We start from the raw sequence: 15,886 nt of genomic DNA on the forward strand, positions 1-15,886 counted from the left end.
GATGGAAAAATATGCCTTCCGCATGCGGCTGAACCCGGGCATGGCGGCCGAATACAAGGCGCGCCACGATGCCATCTGGCCGGAGCTGGCGGTGCTTCTGAAGGAGGCCGGCGTCTCCGATTACTCCATCCATCTGGACGAGGAGACCCACCTGCTTTTCGGCGTGCTCTGGCGCACCGACGATCACCGCATGGCCGACCTGCCGTCGCATCCGGTCATGCAGAAGTGGTGGGCCCACATGGCCGATATCATGGAAACCAAAGCCGACAACGAGCCGGTGGCGGTGCCGCTCCAGACCGTTTTTCATATGGACTGATGTGATGCGGGTTGTTGGCGTTATCGATATCGGCAAGACCAATGCCAAGGTCGCGGCCGTTGATCTCGACCGTTTCGAGGAGATCGACGTTCGCAAGACGGCGAATGCGGTGCTCACGTCCGGTCCCTATCCTCATTTCGATGTCGAACATCTCTGGAACTTCCTGCTCGAGAGCCTCGCGGCGCTCAACGCCGAACACCCTTTCGAGGCCATCTCCATCACCACCCATGGTGCGACAGCGGTCGTGCTTGATGCGGCCGGCAACCTCGCGCTTCCGGTGCTGGACTACGAGCATATCGGCCCGGACAGCCTTGCCGCCGATTATGATGCCGCGCGGCCGCCCTTTTCCGAGACGGGCTCAGCGCGTCTGCCGATGGGCCTCAATGTCGGCGCGCAGCTCTATTGGCAGCAGAAGACCTTTCCGGATGATTTTGCGCGGGTCGCCTCGATCCTCACCTATGCGCAATACTGGACCTATCGGCTGACGGGCGTGCTCTGCAACGAACTGACGTCGCTCGGTTGCCACACGGATCTTTGGAACCCGCGAGCTGGCACGTTCTCGTCTCTGGTCGAAAGCCAGGGCTGGAGGCCACTCTTTGCGCCGGTGCTGAAGGCGAGCGATATCGCTGGTGCCCTGCGACCCGAGCTCTGTGCTGCAACCGGCATTGCCCCCGAGACGCCTGTTTATTGCGGCATTCATGATTCCAATGCCTCGCTGCTCCCGCATCTGCTGACGCGTGCTTCGCCCTTCTCGGTAGTCTCCACCGGCACCTGGGTCGTCATGCTGGCGGTCGGGGCAGAACCGAAGGCGCTCGACGAACGTCGCGATACGCTCATCAACGTCAATGCGCTTGGAGACCCCGTGCCCTCCGCCCGCTTCATGGGTGGCCGCGCCTTCCAGCTTCTGCTGGGTGAGCGGGCGGTTCCCGCGTTGCCGGATGTGGAAGAGGCGGTGGCCAACGCAGGCCACATGCTGCTGCCGTCCATTCCCGAGGGGTCCGGTCCTTTTCCGGCTTCGAGGGCGATCTGGACGGCGGACGAAAAGGCGCTTGGCCCCACCGAGCGTTTTGCCGTCGTCTCGTTCTACCTGGCGATGATGACGGCAACCTGCCTCGATCTGATCGGCGCGCGTGGCGAGGTCGTGGTAGAGGGACCGTTTGCCGTCAACAGGTCCTATCTGCGCATGCTTGCCGCGGCGACCGGCCGACCGATCTTTGCTGATCCTCTCAATGTTACGGGTACGAGCCTCGGTGCCGCCTGCCTCGTCCAGGGATCGAGGGTCAGGACCGGGGTTGAGCCGGTTGCGGGCCAGGTTCCCGAGAGCTTCGTCACCTATGCGCAGACCTGGCGCGAGGCGGCACTGAAGCATGCAAACAAAGAAAAGCGGCCGTAGAACACGCGCTCACGGCCACCAGATGCTTGATTGTATCAGTAAGAGACGGGCCTGAGCCCGATCAAAACACAGAGCTGCGTTTTGCCGACCGATTGTGCTCGATGTTGAGAACGATCGATACCGCCATCATTGTCAGGATTGCTGTGAGTGCGGCGCCAATACCAAGAACAATCATTGTTCGTTTCCTGTAAGCGCATCGTCATGATGTCGCTTTGCCTAGATCACGATGATTTGGGTCGCGACGACCCCAATCATAAACGTGATCGATTCCTCTTAATTTAGAGTGGGATGCAGGAGGAAAACCGCACACACTTTTCCTCATCCCGCTCCTGCGAAGGTTTCTTCGCGCATTAAGCGCCAACTTCACTTTCGCTTCGATACGCGAGCGCAAGTCAAAGTACAATTCTAAACTCTTGTGATTGAGAACCTGTTGAAATCCGGGGCCGTTATTACAGTTTTGTTGCAGTGCAAAAATCGCCCGAGAAAAACATCCTGCGAATTTTAGTGAATCCGATTAGAGGCGAGGGACCGTTAACTTTCAAGCAAGGAATTAACCATAAACATGGTCCCACACGTCGGAATGGGATAATTCACAAGTCTCCTCAAGGCATGATGCCGCCCCGCCGTACCGGTTCCGGTCCGGTATCCATTCTTCACCGAATATACTTGCGGGATGAACGATAGCAGACGCCGCTGGCGGGGGCTGATCTCATCGATGTGGCGTGCACGTCCGGTGGACCGTGGCTCCCTTTGACCTCCCCAGGCAAATTCGAAAACGCGCATTACCCGGGGATCAGCGTTGAGGCAGGAAGCATCGTCAGAACAGGCAAGGAAGGGCCAGGCAGGCAGCCTGCTGGAGCGCTTGCGTTTTGCCGGGCTTGACGAGGAGAGCTGCAACCGCGTCCGGGATCATAGACAGAGGCTTTCTCCCCGCATCGACCAGGCGCTTCGTGACCTCTTCCAGCGCCTTCAGACCTATCCCGATGCTGCCCGCCATTTCGACAGCGACCGCCAGATCGATCGCCTTCAGGACCTGCAGTCGTCGCACTGGAACGTGCTGACCGACGCGCGCTTCGATGGGCTCTATGCCGAGCGTGTCAAGGTGCTCGCCGATACGGCGAGCCGCATGGGTCTCGATCCGCGCTGGCAGATGGCAAGCCACGCTGTCGTGCTCGAACATCTGCTCGTCGGCCTCATCGAGGAGGCCTGGCCGAGGTCCTTCCTGCCGATGGGCAAGGCGCGTCGCCGCGAACTCTGCGACCTCGTCGCCGCACTCGTGCGCACCGTCTTCGTCGACACCGAGATCGGCGTTTCGCTCCGTTTCAATGCCCTTCGCCAGCAGCACCAAAGGCAGCTGACCGAACAGCGCAGCGCCGACGAACAGGAAGTCAAGGCGCTCTTCGGCGACTTTGCCGAGAGCTTGAGCCAGGGCGACCTTGGCGTGCGGCTGCCGGAAGCGGCAGCGGAAGCCTACCAGCCGATCGTCGCCAGTCTGAATGCGGCGCTGGAACAGATTCAGCAGAGCCTGCAGGCGTCCGACCATCACAACCGTTCCGCCGAAGCTCTGGTCGATCGCATGCGCGGAAACGCGGCTGCCTTCTCGGACAAGGCGAGTGTCGAAGCCGATGCGCTGTCCGGGCAACTGGCGGCGCTTGCCGACATGACCGGACGCATGGCGAGCGGCTCCGGTCGCATAAGCGCCACGGAAACAAAGGCCAACGAAACCCGCATCGCCGTCGAGCGCAGCGGCGAAATCGCCGGCCAGGCGATCACCGCGATGGCCGACATCGAGGCGTCCGCCGAAAAGATCGGCCAGATCATCGGCGTCATCGACGAGATCGCTTTCCAGACCAACCTCTTGGCACTGAATGCCGGCATCGAAGCGGCACGGGCCGGCGACAGCGGTCGCGGCTTTGCCGTCGTCGCCCAGGAAGTGCGCGCGCTGGCGCAGCGCTCCGGTGAGGCGGCTCGCGAAATCAAGCAGCTCGTTACCGGCACCAAGGCGCAGGTCGAGACCGGCGTCGAGATCGTTGGCCGCACCCAGGATGCGATCAGCAGCATCGTCGAGCAGGTTACGTCCATCAATTCGGCCGTTTCCGGCATCGCCCGGGAAGCGGAGCAACAGGTCGGCGACCTCCGGGGCGTTGCCGCCGAGATCGGCACGATCTCTCAGGGCGTGCAGGCAAGTGCTGCCCTGGCGGGGGAAACCGCGCGTTCGTCGGACGATCTCCACACCGTCATAGTCGAGCTTGGCGAGACCATTCGTCGGTTCCGTCTGGAGCGGCGGCATCCCGTTTCGTCAGCCGTCGGCCGCGAACCGAGCCGGCCGGCCCTGGGCGTGGTTGCCGAAGAGCCGGGAATTCCGCTGTTCGACGACGCGCCACAACGGCACTTCGCCGGATGGCAGCGCTGATTTCAAGAGCAGTACAGAGTTAGCAGTCGAGGAAGACAGGAATGGCCAGCAAGAAGACCGCTCAAAAGACGCTCAGCCTCGCTCCGGTGTTGGACCTGAACGAGGCGACGGCGCTGCACGAAAAGCTGCTCGCTCTGAAGGGCAGCGACATCGTGATCGACGCTTCGGCGGTCGAGCGGGTGGGCACGCTTTGTGTTCAGGTGCTGATGGCCGGCGCCAAGACCTGGGAAGAGGATCATTTGTCTTTCACCTTCAGCAAGGTGTCGGACGCTTTCGAGAAAACGACACAGCTCATCGGGGTCGAGATCGACCACCTGGTGGCAAAGGAGATTTGAGAAATGAAGAAGCGAGTTCTGACGGTCGACGACTCCCGGACGATCCGAAACATGCTGCTGGTCACGTTGAACAACGCGGGTTTTGAAACGATCCAGGCCGAGGACGGCGTCGAGGGCCTTGAGGTTCTGGAAGAAGCTAACCCGGATGTGATCGTGACCGACATCAACATGCCGCGTCTGGATGGCTTCGGCTTCATCGAAGGCGTGCGCAAGAACGATCGCTACCGCGCCATTCCGATCCTGGTCCTGACCACCGAAAGCGACGCGGAAAAGAAAAACCGTGCGCGTCAGGCCGGAGCAACGGGTTGGATCGTCAAGCCGTTCGATCCGACCAAACTCATCGATGCAATCGAGCGCGTAACGGCCTGAAGTCCGGGGATAGCCTCCAATGGATATGAACGAAATCAAAGAGATCTTCTTCCAGGAATGCGAGGAACAACTCGCCGAACTGGAATCGGGTCTGCTGAAGCTCAATGACGGCGACCGCGACCCGGAAACGGTCAACGCTGTGTTCCGCGCGGTGCACTCGATCAAGGGTGGCGCCGGCGCCTTCGGGCTGGACGACCTCGTCTCCTTCGCGCACGTGTTCGAGACGACCCTTGATTGCGTTCGTTCCAACCGGCTCGATCCCGGACCGGAGGTCCTGAAGGTCATGCTGAAGTCGGCCGACGTGCTCGCCGACCTCACCAATGCCGCCCGAGATGGCGGCAGCGTCGACGAGGCGCGCAGCCGTCAGTTGATCAAGGAGCTCGAGGCTTTGGCCAACGGCGAAGTGCCGCAAGCGTCCGCAGCCGCTCCAGCGCCGGTCGAAGTGGTTGCCAAGCCCGTTGCCGCCGCGGCTCCGCCGCCGGTCAACGACGAAGGCTTCCAGCCGGTCGCTTTCTCTTTCGACGACTTCGACGTCGCCGAAGAACCGTCGCTGATGGAAATGCCCGCCTACGAGATCGTCTTCAAGCCGAAGTCCGATCTCTATGCCAAGGGCAATGAGGCAACGCTGCTTCTGCGCGACCTCTCCCGCCTTGGCGAAATGAGCATCCATTGCGACATGGGTGCACTGCCGACACTCGATCGGCTGAGCCCTGAGAGCGCCTACTTCTTCTGGAAGATCTCGCTGAAGACCGATCAGGGCGAGGATGCGATCCGCACGGTGTTCGAATTCGCCGAGTGGGATTGCGACCTGGAAATTTCCCTGGTCGAAGGCGACCCTGCACAGTCGGGCGAAGAGCTGCCGATGCAGCCGGTGCCGTTCGACCTTTCGATTCTTGATGATGAGCCGGCGGTTTCGGTCGGTGTCGTCGAAGAGGAAGAACAGCTCGCGTACCAGCAGCAGGATATCCGCAATGCCGCGGTTTCGGCTGCAGGCACCGCCAGCAACGTCTTGCAGATGGCGCAATCCGCAGCCCGCGCCCCGGCTGAAAAGGCCGCGCCGGCCGCCAGCGCCGCAGCCCAGACCGCAGCCGCCCAACAGGCCGCCGCATCGGCTGGCACGCCGACCATCCGCGTCGACCTCGACCGTGTCGATCGCCTGATCAACCTTGTCGGCGAACTGGTCATCAACCAGGCGATGCTCTCTCAGAGCGTCGTCGAGAACGACACCAACGGCACGTCCTCGATCAACATGGGTCTCGAAGAGCTGCAGCAGCTCACCCGCGAGATCCAGGATTCGGTGATGGCGATCCGCGCGCAGCCGGTGAAGCCGGTCTTCCAGCGCATGTCGCGCATCGTTCGCGAAATTGCCGACATGACCGGCAAGTCGGTCCGCCTCATCACCGAGGGTGAGAACACCGAAGTCGACAAGACGGTCATCGACAAGCTCGCCGAGCCGCTGACCCACATGATCCGCAATGCGGTCGACCATGGCCTCGAAACGCCGGAGAAACGTCTTGCCGCCGGCAAGAGCGCCGAAGGCACCGTGCGCCTGACCGCAAAGCACCGTTCGGGCCGCATCGTCATCGAGCTTGCCGACGACGGCGCCGGCATCAACCGCGAGAAGGTGCGCCAGAAGGCGATTGACAACGACCTGATCGCCGCCGACGCAAATCTCTCGGACGAAGAGATCGACAACCTGATCTTCCACGCCGGCTTCTCGACGGCCGACAAGATCTCCGACATTTCCGGCCGCGGCGTCGGCATGGACGTGGTCAAGCGCTCGATCCAGGCGCTCGGCGGCCGCATCAACATCTCCTCGAAGCCGGGCCATGGCTCGGTCTTCACCATGAGCCTGCCGCTGACGCTCGCCGTTCTCGACGGCATGGTCGTCACTGTCGCCAACCAGACGCTCGTCGTGCCGCTGACGGCAATCGTCGAGACCCTGCAGCCGGAAGCCTCGGCGATCCACTCCTTCGGCTCCAACCAGCGGCTGATCTCGATCCGCAACTCCTTCTGCCCGCTTGTCGATGTCGGCCGCATTCTCAACTTCCGCGCCATCCAGGCAAACCCGGTCGAGGGTGTCGCTCTGCTGGTCGAATCGGAAGGTGGTGGCCAGCGCGCCCTGATGGTCGATGCGATCCAGGGGCAGCGCCAGGTGGTGATCAAGAGCCTCGAGGCCAACTACACCCACGTACCGGGCATCGCTGCGGCGACCATTCTCGGCGACGGCCGTGTGGCGCTCATCCTCGATGTCGATGCGATTGTCGCCGCCTCGCGCGGGCACTCGCTGAAGCCTGAAATGTCACTTGCTGCTGCCGGATAATAACCAATGACCTATGCCGCAAAAAATCTGACCACGGACGGACGGGAGCTGATCGCTTTCCGCGTCGGCGATCAGGAATTCTGCGTAAACATCATGCAGGTGCGCGAGATCCGTGGCTGGACGCCCGCGACATCGATGCCGCATGCACCGTCCTATGTGCTCGGTGTGATCAATCTGCGCGGCGCCGTGCTGCCGATCGTCGATCTTTCGGCCCGGCTCGGCATGAAGCCGGCGGAACCGACCGTGCGCCACGTCATCATCGTCGCCCAGGTGAAGAGCCAGGTCGTCGGTCTGCTGGTCGATGCCGTCTCCGACATCCTGACGATCACCGACGACAAGATCCAGCCAACGCCGGATGTGATCTCGTCGGAGTTCGAAAAGAGCTTCGCCCGCGGTGTGCTCGCGATCGAAGGCCGGATGATCTGCCTCATTGAGCTGGAAGCAATCTTCCCGCAGGAAGAAAGGGAAGCTGCATGAGGAACCAGGTCGCCTTCGAACAGAAGCTGTCGCCGGACGAGTGCCTGGCAAGCGGTGAGTACCCGCTGACCCGTCGGGATCTCACCGAGATCGCCGCGATGATCTATGCGGACGCCGGCATTTATCTCAACGAGAGCAAGGCGTCGCTTGTCTATTCGCGGCTGTCGAAGCACATCCGCAATCTCGGGCTCAAGGGCTTCCGCGACTATTGCCAGCTGGTTGCTTCGCCGGCCGGTGCTGCCGCGCGCCGCGACATGCTCTCGCACCTGACCACCAACTTCACGCGGTTCTTCCGCGAGAACCACCATTTCGAGCACCTGAAGACCGATGTCCTGCCGGAACTGATCGCGCGCGCCAAGGCGGGCGGCCGGGTGCGCATCTGGTCGGCGGCCTGCTCGGACGGGCAGGAGCCCTATTCGATCGCGCTGACGGTCCTGTCGCTCTTGCCGAACGCGGCCGACTACGATTTCCGGATCCTCGCGACCGATATCGACCCGAAGATCCTGGCGCTCGCCCGGGCCGGTGCCTATGACGCGACGGCGCTCGAAACCGTCAACCCGGCCATGCGCAAGCAGTGGTTCTCCGAAGTCAATGTCGCCGGTCGCTTCAAGTGGCAGGTGGATGATCGCGTCAAGCGGCTGATCACTTTCAACGAGCTGAACCTGATGGCGCAATGGCCGTTCAAGGGCCCGTTCGACGTCATCTTCTGCCGCAACGTCGTCATCTATTTCGACGAGCCGACGCAGATGAAGATCTGGTCGCGCTTCGCCGGCATGCTGAACACCGACGGACATCTTTACATAGGCCATTCCGAGCGCGTGTCGGGTGACGCCAAGGCGCACTTCGACAACATCGGCATCACCACCTACCGCCATACCGGCAAGTTTCATGGAGGACGGGCATGACCGCTCCCGCGCGCGTTCTCGTCGTTGACGACTCAGCCACCATGCGTGGCCTCATTACCGCTGTCCTGAATGCCGATCCTGATGTGACCGTCGTCGGACAGGCGGCCGATGCCATGGAAGCACGCCAGGCGATCAAGCAGCTCGACCCTGACGTCGTCACCCTCGACATCGAAATGCCGAACATGAATGGCCTCGAATTCCTCGACAAGATCATGCGCCTGCGGCCGATGCCGGTCATCATGGTCTCGACGCTGACGCACAAGGGCGCCGAGGCGACGATTGCCGCACTCGAAATCGGTGCCTTCGATTGCGTCGGCAAGCCGCATCCGGGCGACCCGCATCCCTTCGCCGGCCTCGTCGACAAGGTGAAGGCGGCCGCGCGCTCGCAACGCAAGTTCATCATCACCGGCAACAAGGTGGCGGCAGCGCCTGCCGCTGCCAACGCGAACACCGCCTCGGAATATCGTGCCGGTCGCAAGATCATCGCAATCGGCGCCTCCACCGGCGGCGTCGAAGCGCTGATCACGGTGCTGCAGAAGTTCCCGGCCAACTGCCCGCCGACGGTCATTACGCAGCATATGCCGCACACCTTCACGAAGAGCTTTGCCGAGCGGCTGAACCGCCTGTGCGCTCCCACGGTCCAGGAGGCGACGGACGGCGCGCGCCTTGAGATCGGCAAGGTCTATCTGGCGCCGGGCGGCGAGCGTCATCTGCAGGTCGCCAACCCGACTGCACCCTGTTGCCGCCTGGTCGACCGCGAACCGGTCAACGGGCATCGCCCGTCGGTGGATGTGCTGTTTGATTCCGTTACTGAACTTGCCGGCCGCAATGCGATCGGCGTCATCCTGACCGGCATGGGGCGCGACGGCGCCTCCGGTCTCCTGAAAATGCGGCATGCCGGGGCAAAGACCTTCGGACAAAACGAAAAGACGTGCGTCGTCTACGGCATGCCGAGAGTCGCCTATGAATTGGGCGCCGTTGAAACTCAGCTCCCCCTCGGATCCATCGGGGAGGAGGTCCTGAAAGCAGCGGCGCTCCGCAAGGAAGGAAGCGAATAATGTCCATCGCCGAAAAAATCAAAGTTCTGATCGTCGACGATCAGGTGACGAGCCGTCTGCTCTTGGGCGATGCCCTCCAGCAGCTCGGTTTCAAGCAGATCACCGCTGCCGGTGACGGGGAGCAGGGCATGAAGATCATGGCCCAGAACCCGCACCATCTGGTGATCTCCGACTTCAACATGCCGAAAATGGACGGTCTTGGCCTCTTGCAGGCGGTCCGTTCCAACCCGGCAACCAAGAAGGCGGCCTTCATCATTCTGACGGCCCAGGGCGATCGCGCACTGGTTCAGAAGGCGGCGGCCCTCGGCGCCAACAACGTACTGGCCAAGCCCTTCACCATCGAAAAGATGAAGGCTGCGATCGAAGCCGTATTCGGGGCGCTGAAATGAACATGGAAGCCGCCGGCAAGCGCGTGCATGTCATCCAGGGCGAGTACAAGGTCTTCAACGATCCCAATGTCGTGCTGTCGACCATTCTCGGCTCCTGCGTGGCTGCGTGCATGCGCGATCCCGTAGTCGGCGTCGGCGGCATGAACCATTTTCTGCTGCCCGGTTCCGCGACGTCGCCTGCTTCCGGCGGCGACGCGACCCGCTACGGGGTCCATCTCATGGAACTCCTGATCAACGGACTGCTGAAGCAGGGCGCGCGTCGAGATCGTCTTGAAGCCAAGATCTTTGGCGGCGCAAAGACGATCGCGCGCTTCTCCAATGTCGGCGAACAGAATGCCGCTTTCGCACGGCAGTTCCTGCTCGACGAAGGCATCCGCATCGTCGGCGAAAGCACTGGCGGCGAGCACGGCCGCAAGCTCGAATATTGGCCGTCCAGCGGCCGGGCCCGGCAATATGCCCTGACCGGCGTCGAGACGCAGCGCACCGTGCAGATGGAGGAGCGCCCGATCATCGCGCCGAAGCCGGCCGAAAGCTCGATCGAATTCTTCTGATCCTGCGAGGCAGGCGCCTCGCAGGCCGCAAATACGACCTACTACCGAAGCCCCGAGCCACGTGAGACATACCAATGCAGACCGACTACCAGGGCCACATGCCACACGTGGAAGAAGCACTGCCCGAAGTGCTGATGCGAATCGTCACCGAACTGCATGACGTCGCCTATCTGATCGAACGGATCGAACCGCAACTGGCCGGCGATGAGGGGGCCGATGCGCTCGCCAACCCGGACAAGATGATGCTGCTACAGGGCATTGACCTTGCAGTGCAGAAGACGCGCGGCCTTGCGGAGTTCATCGACACCATAACGGCGTCGATCCCCGACGACTGGCTGGTCGACGTGACGACGGCCGTCAGTCTCGTCAAGCTTGCCGATATGAAGAAGGCACTTGGCAACGGCATGTTGCGCCACGGCCACTCCCAGCCGCTGACCAAGGCCGCCGGTGATTTCGAGGCGTTCTGACGCCTGATATCCGCAAGGATGCGGCGAGAACGCCGAAATATCCCTGTAAAATCAGCGACCTGCTGCGCTACTTTTGGCGCAGCCTTCTATGTGGTTGCCCTGTGCTGCCACCTTCGGCGACGCCCCTTGCGCGGTGGATAAACCCGCGCACATCGCCGATTGCCAGGCCGATCCGGCCCATCAAGCCAATTTCGCGCAAGTTTCGTTTCCTACGGTCCCGATCGGGGCTGGTAGATTCGCGCGCATTGGAAGTCGATACAAAGCATGTCGATACCCGCCAAACCCGAATGTTGGAACTGCGCAGGGCGCTCGGCCGATGACCGGCTTGAAGGTCCTGCGATACTGGGTGCGGAAACAGAATGAGTCTGTTGGATCAACTCTCGACGGTCACGAAGAACCTGAGCAATCTCGGGCAGGGCAAGCTGATCGCGCTGGCGGCAGCCGGCATTGTCGCGGTCGGCCTGGTGCTCGGGGCGGGCATTTACGTCAACAGACCCTCGTTCGAGACGCTCTATGTCGGGCTCGAACGCAGCGATGTCACCCAGATCAGCATCGCGCTGGCTGAGGCCAATATCGATTTCAATGTCGGCTCCGATGGCGCCAGCCTCCAGGTTCCCGTCGGAATGACGAGCAAGGCCCGCCTGCTGCTCGCAGAGCGTGGCCTGCCGAGCAGTGCCAATGCCGGCTACGAGCTCTTCGACAATGTCGGTTCGCTCGGCCTCACCTCCTTCATGCAGGAAGTGACGCGGGTGCGTGCGCTCGAAGGCGAAATCGGCCGCACTATCCAGCAGATCTCGGGCATCGCCGCCGCGCGCGTCCACATCGTGATGCCGGAGCGCGGCAGCTTCCGCAAGGCCGATCAGAACCCCACAGCCTCGGTCATGATCCGCGCCAGCGCCACCGTTGGCCGCAGCGCCGCCGCTTCGATCCGTCATCTCGTCGCCTCTTCCGTACCGGGGCTCGACGTCGATGACGTGACCGTGCTCGATTCGACCGGGCAACTGCTCGCCTCCGGCGACGATCCGGCCAACAGCGCTCTCAACCAGTCGCTCGGCGTCGTCCAGAACGTACAGGGCGAGCTTGAGAAGAAGATCGACAATGCGCTCGCCCCCTTTCTCGGAATGGACAATTTCCGTTCGAGTGTCACCGCGCGGCTGAACACCGATACCCAGCAGATCCAGGAAACGGTCTTCGATCCGGAATCGCGGGTTGAGCGCTCGACACGCGTGACCAAGGAAGAGCAGAAGTCCAGCCAGCAGCAGCCGGACAATGCCGCGACCGTCCAGCAGAACATTCCTCAGGCCACCCCGACCGGTGGCGCCGGTCCGAAGTCGAGTGACGAGGCCGAGAAGAAGGAAGAGCAGACCAATTATGAGATCAACAGCAAGACGATCGCGACCGTCAAGAACAGCTACACGATCGAACGCCTCTCCGTAGCGGTCGTCGTCAACCGTGGTCGTCTGGCCGCGATGGTTGGCGAGCCGGCCGACCAGGCAAAGATCGACGCCTATCTCGCCGACATGCAGAAGATCGTGGCTTCCGCCGCCGGTCTCGATACGAACCGCGGCGACGTCGTGACCCTGACCGCCATGGACTTCGTCGAAACGCAGCTGCTCGACCAGGCTGTCGCCGGCCCCGGGGTGATGGAAACGCTGACCCGCAATCTCGGCGGCATCATCAATGCCCTTGCCTTTATCGTGGTGGCCGCTCTGGTCGTCTGGGGCATGCGGCCGCTCGCCCGCCAACTCGGGTTTGGCAGCACGGCCGGCCAGCTGGAAGGCGAAGCCGCCGGTCTCGAACTGCCCGACTTCTCTCCGGCCACTGCCGGTGCCGGCGGAGCGCTCATGGACGGCTTCGGGTCGGACTTCGGCTTCGACAGCACCGACGACCTGCTCAACATGGGCGACGAGGGTGGCTTCAACCGCCGCGTCAAGGAAGGTCCGGAACGGCGCCTGGCGCGTATGGTCGAGATCAGCGAAGAACGCGCGGCGAAAATCCTGCGCAAGTGGGCCCTCGACAAGGCCGCCTGATACCGCAGCAACCCCTGACGAAATCAAACAGATCCCGCCCGTGTGGCGGGATTTGTGTTTGTGGCGTCGCTGCCGCGCGTCAGGCTTCGTCGTTTATGTTCGGACCAAATATTGTGAGAGTCCGGGTGCGTTCGCCGTCACCGCCGCAAAATTGCTTCAAGTTTCGAAGCGAGGCCGCTGAGTCCCGTCGGAAGCCGAGGATGGTAACATTTTAACGATATCTTAATTTATAGATTCATTGCGCGCGCATGGCGTGCATTCGTCGCGGGCATCTACTGTGCCGGATTCTGGTTATACATAGTCAAACTGAAATATAACTTCGAATAGCGTCAAACTTATTCTAAGTATTTCACAATTTATATATTGGTAAAATGACAGGTGCCCGAAAAAATCCTGATGCATTTCAGCCACAGCTGTGAATACAAAGTATAATTTCTTGAGGTTCTAATTTTCGAATATCGACAATAAACGCCCGTTTACTGGGCAAAACTGCGCCTGACGCGTTATTCGGGACCGCGGCAGCCGCGCGGCCATGACGGGATTTCAAGTCGAAAATCGTTCTTTATCAATGTGTTGTGCCTAGGCTTCGGCGCTAAAGGTCACTGGAGGGAGCAGGCGAGGCCGGTCTAGAGCGAATCGGTCCACGCGCGGGATGTGAAGTAAATAGCCAGAACAGGGCGGTGGTATTTTTCTCGTGGCGATGTACATTTTTAACAGTTGATTCGCGTCCTGATCTGCGACTGGTGGTGATATTCGGCTTCGGCCGGCTGTTGGCGGCGACAGTGCAAGTGCAGTTCCGGGATGGGAATCCGGTACGGGGGCTGAACTCATGGACATTTCGCAAGCAGACATTGCTGTCTGGCCTTTGCCGACGGCACCGACACGTGCACGCGGCGGCGGTTTCTCGCGCGAGCAGCTTTTGCGAAGGCTGGGGGAAGTCGCCGGTCGGGGCGGTCTTGGCAGCGGTCTCGCGGCGCTGACCGAATATGTCGGCGCGAGCCACTATCTTCTGGCGCGCTACGATATCTCGCAGGACAACGGTCTCGATTTCGTGGTCTGTTCCAATTGGCCCTTCGATGTGGTGCGGCGTCTCTCCGGCGTCGTCACGTCGCTCCACGCCAAGACGACCGAACTCGAGAAATGCCTGGCGGTGCTGCAGCCGTGCTTCTACGCGCTGCCCGATGATATCGACCTGCCGCGCGGCATCAGCCGCGAATATTGCGCAATCACCTTCAACGTCGGACGCCTGCGCTTCTCGCTGATGCTTCTCGTGCCGGAAGACGTGATCCTGTCGCAGGAGAGCCTGCGGGATGTCACGCTGCTGGCCGGTTACCTCGCGAGCTTCACGACGCGCGCCGAAGTTCGGCACGATCGAGACTTCGAGTTGACGGAGCGCGAGCTCGAATGCCTCTTCTGGATCGCCGAGGGCAAAACCAGCGAAGAGATTGCGGTGATCCTCGGAATCTCGCGCAACACCATCAACAACTACATCACCAGCGTCATGCGCAAGACGGCGACCAGGACGCGATCGGAAGCAATAGCCTACGCGGTGCGCAACAATCTTGTGTGAGGAACGGGCGCGATGACGCATTTTCTCGGTGGTGGGCGGATCGACGACGACCACAAGCTCGCCAGACAGGGCAACCGCGCCGCACGCGCAGCGACCCTGGTCACGCGTCTTCAGGCCATGCAGCGGCAGATCAACGCCAAGCATTTCGCTGTGCTGCGCTTAAGCGGCAAAGGCGCGACCCGAAAGCTGACCTGCGTTCTCGACAACTGGGGGCTTACGGCCGAAGCGAACGCCCACGATCTCATCACGGCCTATGGCGAGGAACTGGTTGCCCACCTCGATCAATCGCTGTTGCCGGTGCTCTGGAACGGGGCGGGAGAGCATCAGGCCGCTGAAGTCTCGGAACTCGCGCCCTTTGCGCATCGGTTGAAAGTGCGCAAGCTTGCCTATTCGGGCATTGCCTTTCCTGTCAGGCTCGGCGCCCAGGGCAACGGCTACGTCATCTTCGCCGGCAGCTACGTCGATGCCTCGACCGAACAGGTGGTGGATCTGCATGGTCGCAGCTGCATGATCATGACCGACCTGCTGGCCGCCGATGAAAAGCGCATGGCGCCGGCCGAGACCTTGAGCGACCGCGAGATCGCCTGCCTGCAGATGGCGGGCGACGGCCACATCAGCGAAGAGATTGCCGAGCGCATGGGCCTCTCCGTCCATACGGTCAACGCCTATCTGGGCGCGGCAACCACCAAGCTCGATTCGGTCAACCGCATCCAGGCGATCGCCAAGGCGATCCGCCTTGGCTACATCAGCTGACGTCTTTCAGGAGGTGAGGGCCCGGCCGCACCTCGATCGCGCTGAGCACTGGGGCACTGCTTGCCAAGTCTCGCGCGTGCCGATTTGGCCGCTCAGCTTGCGAGCGGCAACTCGTAGGTCTTGACGAATTTGGCATCTTCCAGGCTCCTTGCCAGGAACGCAGTGTTTTCGTCCGGGTCGGCCGCCGGGTTCTGGAAGCTGATATGGCTGATTTCGATGCCGGCCGTCTCATTGCCGAGGGACAGGCGGACATAGATGGTGACGCCGCGGGGCTTGAGTTCCAGGTCGAGCACGATTTCCGGCTCGCAATCCCAATCCAGATTGTAGTTGCCGCCGAGGCCGAAGTTGACCGTGCCTGGCAGAAAGTAGAGTTCTGCCGCCGATTCGACGAGATCGGCCAGTGAGGCGTAGGATTCGAACCGCAAGAGTGCGATGAAATCGGCGGCGTCGATGAGCCGCAGTTCAGTCGCCACGGGGCGGATTGCTTCAGCTACGATCTGTTCCCGCTTCTCGGAGAATTCGCACTTTTTCATCGGA

General features: G+C 61.6%; 16 protein-coding genes. 15 read left to right on the forward strand and 1 reads right to left on the reverse strand.

The window, feature by feature from the left end; translation table 11 throughout:
• The first annotated feature begins 1 nt into the window (after window position 1).
• From rhaM to visR, 15 genes are all read left to right on the forward strand, one after another.
• Entirely contained in the window at window positions 2-316 is a 315-nt protein-coding gene (rhaM, locus tag PWG15_RS01295) for an L-rhamnose mutarotase (RefSeq protein ID WP_275022703.1), read from the forward strand.
• Window positions 317-320: 4 nt separating this feature from the next.
• The gene (locus PWG15_RS01300; RefSeq protein WP_275022704.1) at window positions 321-1,709 is read left to right on the forward strand and encodes an FGGY-family carbohydrate kinase; all 1,389 of its coding nucleotides are present in this window, start codon (window positions 321-323) and stop codon (window positions 1,707-1,709) included.
• Window positions 1,710-2,508: 799 nt separating this feature from the next.
• Window positions 2,509-4,122 carry a globin-coupled sensor protein gene (locus PWG15_RS01305; protein WP_275022705.1) on the forward strand — a complete coding sequence of 538 codons (1,614 nt, stop codon included), beginning with the start codon at window positions 2,509-2,511 and terminating at the stop codon, window positions 4,120-4,122.
• A gap of 41 nt (window positions 4,123-4,163) precedes the next feature.
• Window positions 4,164-4,457 (forward strand): STAS domain-containing protein, encoded by a 294-nt coding sequence (locus PWG15_RS01310; protein ID WP_065372388.1) that lies wholly within the window; start codon window positions 4,164-4,166, stop codon window positions 4,455-4,457.
• A gap of 3 nt (window positions 4,458-4,460) precedes the next feature.
• The gene (locus tag PWG15_RS01315; RefSeq protein WP_025425897.1) at window positions 4,461-4,826 is read left to right on the forward strand and encodes a response regulator; all 366 of its coding nucleotides are present in this window, start codon (window positions 4,461-4,463) and stop codon (window positions 4,824-4,826) included.
• A gap of 19 nt (window positions 4,827-4,845) precedes the next feature.
• Complete coding sequence (locus tag PWG15_RS01320) at window positions 4,846-7,149, forward strand: chemotaxis protein CheA (protein ID WP_275022707.1); 2,304 nt, start codon at window positions 4,846-4,848, stop codon at window positions 7,147-7,149.
• Between the two features lie 6 nt (window positions 7,150-7,155).
• Entirely contained in the window at window positions 7,156-7,626 is a 471-nt protein-coding gene (locus tag PWG15_RS01325) for a chemotaxis protein CheW (RefSeq protein WP_275022708.1), read from the forward strand.
• Window positions 7,623-8,531, forward strand: a complete 909-nt coding sequence (gene cheR, locus PWG15_RS01330) for a protein-glutamate O-methyltransferase CheR (RefSeq protein WP_275022709.1) — start codon at window positions 7,623-7,625, stop codon at window positions 8,529-8,531. Before PWG15_RS01325 ends, cheR begins: the two co-directional genes overlap by 4 nt.
• Entirely contained in the window at window positions 8,528-9,589 is a 1,062-nt protein-coding gene (locus PWG15_RS01335) for a protein-glutamate methylesterase/protein-glutamine glutaminase (protein ID WP_275022710.1), read from the forward strand. The genes cheR and PWG15_RS01335 overlap by 4 nt, the downstream gene beginning before the upstream one ends.
• The gene (locus PWG15_RS01340; protein WP_025425902.1) at window positions 9,589-9,978 is read left to right on the forward strand and encodes a response regulator; all 390 of its coding nucleotides are present in this window, start codon (window positions 9,589-9,591) and stop codon (window positions 9,976-9,978) included. The genes PWG15_RS01335 and PWG15_RS01340 overlap by 1 nt, the downstream gene beginning before the upstream one ends.
• Window positions 9,975-10,529 (forward strand): chemoreceptor glutamine deamidase CheD, encoded by a 555-nt coding sequence (gene cheD / locus PWG15_RS01345; RefSeq protein WP_275022711.1) that lies wholly within the window; start codon window positions 9,975-9,977, stop codon window positions 10,527-10,529. The genes PWG15_RS01340 and cheD overlap by 4 nt, the downstream gene beginning before the upstream one ends.
• 74 nt (window positions 10,530-10,603) lie before the next feature.
• A complete protein-coding gene (gene cheT, locus PWG15_RS01350) occupies window positions 10,604-10,996 on the forward strand; it encodes a chemotaxis protein CheT (protein WP_065372393.1) in 393 nt (130 codons plus the stop codon).
• A gap of 359 nt (window positions 10,997-11,355) precedes the next feature.
• Entirely contained in the window at window positions 11,356-13,026 is a 1,671-nt protein-coding gene (gene fliF, locus PWG15_RS01355; RefSeq protein ID WP_275022712.1) for a flagellar basal-body MS-ring/collar protein FliF, read from the forward strand.
• An 829-nt stretch (window positions 13,027-13,855) separates the two neighbouring features.
• Entirely contained in the window at window positions 13,856-14,596 is a 741-nt protein-coding gene (visN, locus tag PWG15_RS01360) for a transcriptional regulator VisN (protein WP_275022713.1), read from the forward strand.
• A 12-nt stretch (window positions 14,597-14,608) separates the two neighbouring features.
• Entirely contained in the window at window positions 14,609-15,349 is a 741-nt protein-coding gene (visR, locus tag PWG15_RS01365) for a transcriptional regulator VisR (RefSeq protein ID WP_275022714.1), read from the forward strand.
• 92 nt (window positions 15,350-15,441) lie between these two features.
• On the opposite strand, the gene PWG15_RS01370 is transcribed toward visR, so the two are convergent.
• The gene (locus PWG15_RS01370; protein WP_275022715.1) at window positions 15,442-15,882 is read right to left on the reverse strand and encodes a BspJ family T4SS effector nucleomodulin; all 441 of its coding nucleotides are present in this window, start codon (window positions 15,880-15,882) and stop codon (window positions 15,442-15,444) included.
• Window positions 15,883-15,886 lie beyond the last annotated feature (4 nt).

This window comes from Ensifer adhaerens (assembly GCF_028993555.1).
In the GTDB taxonomy this organism is placed as follows: Bacteria; Pseudomonadota; Alphaproteobacteria; order Rhizobiales; family Rhizobiaceae; genus Ensifer; species Ensifer adhaerens_I.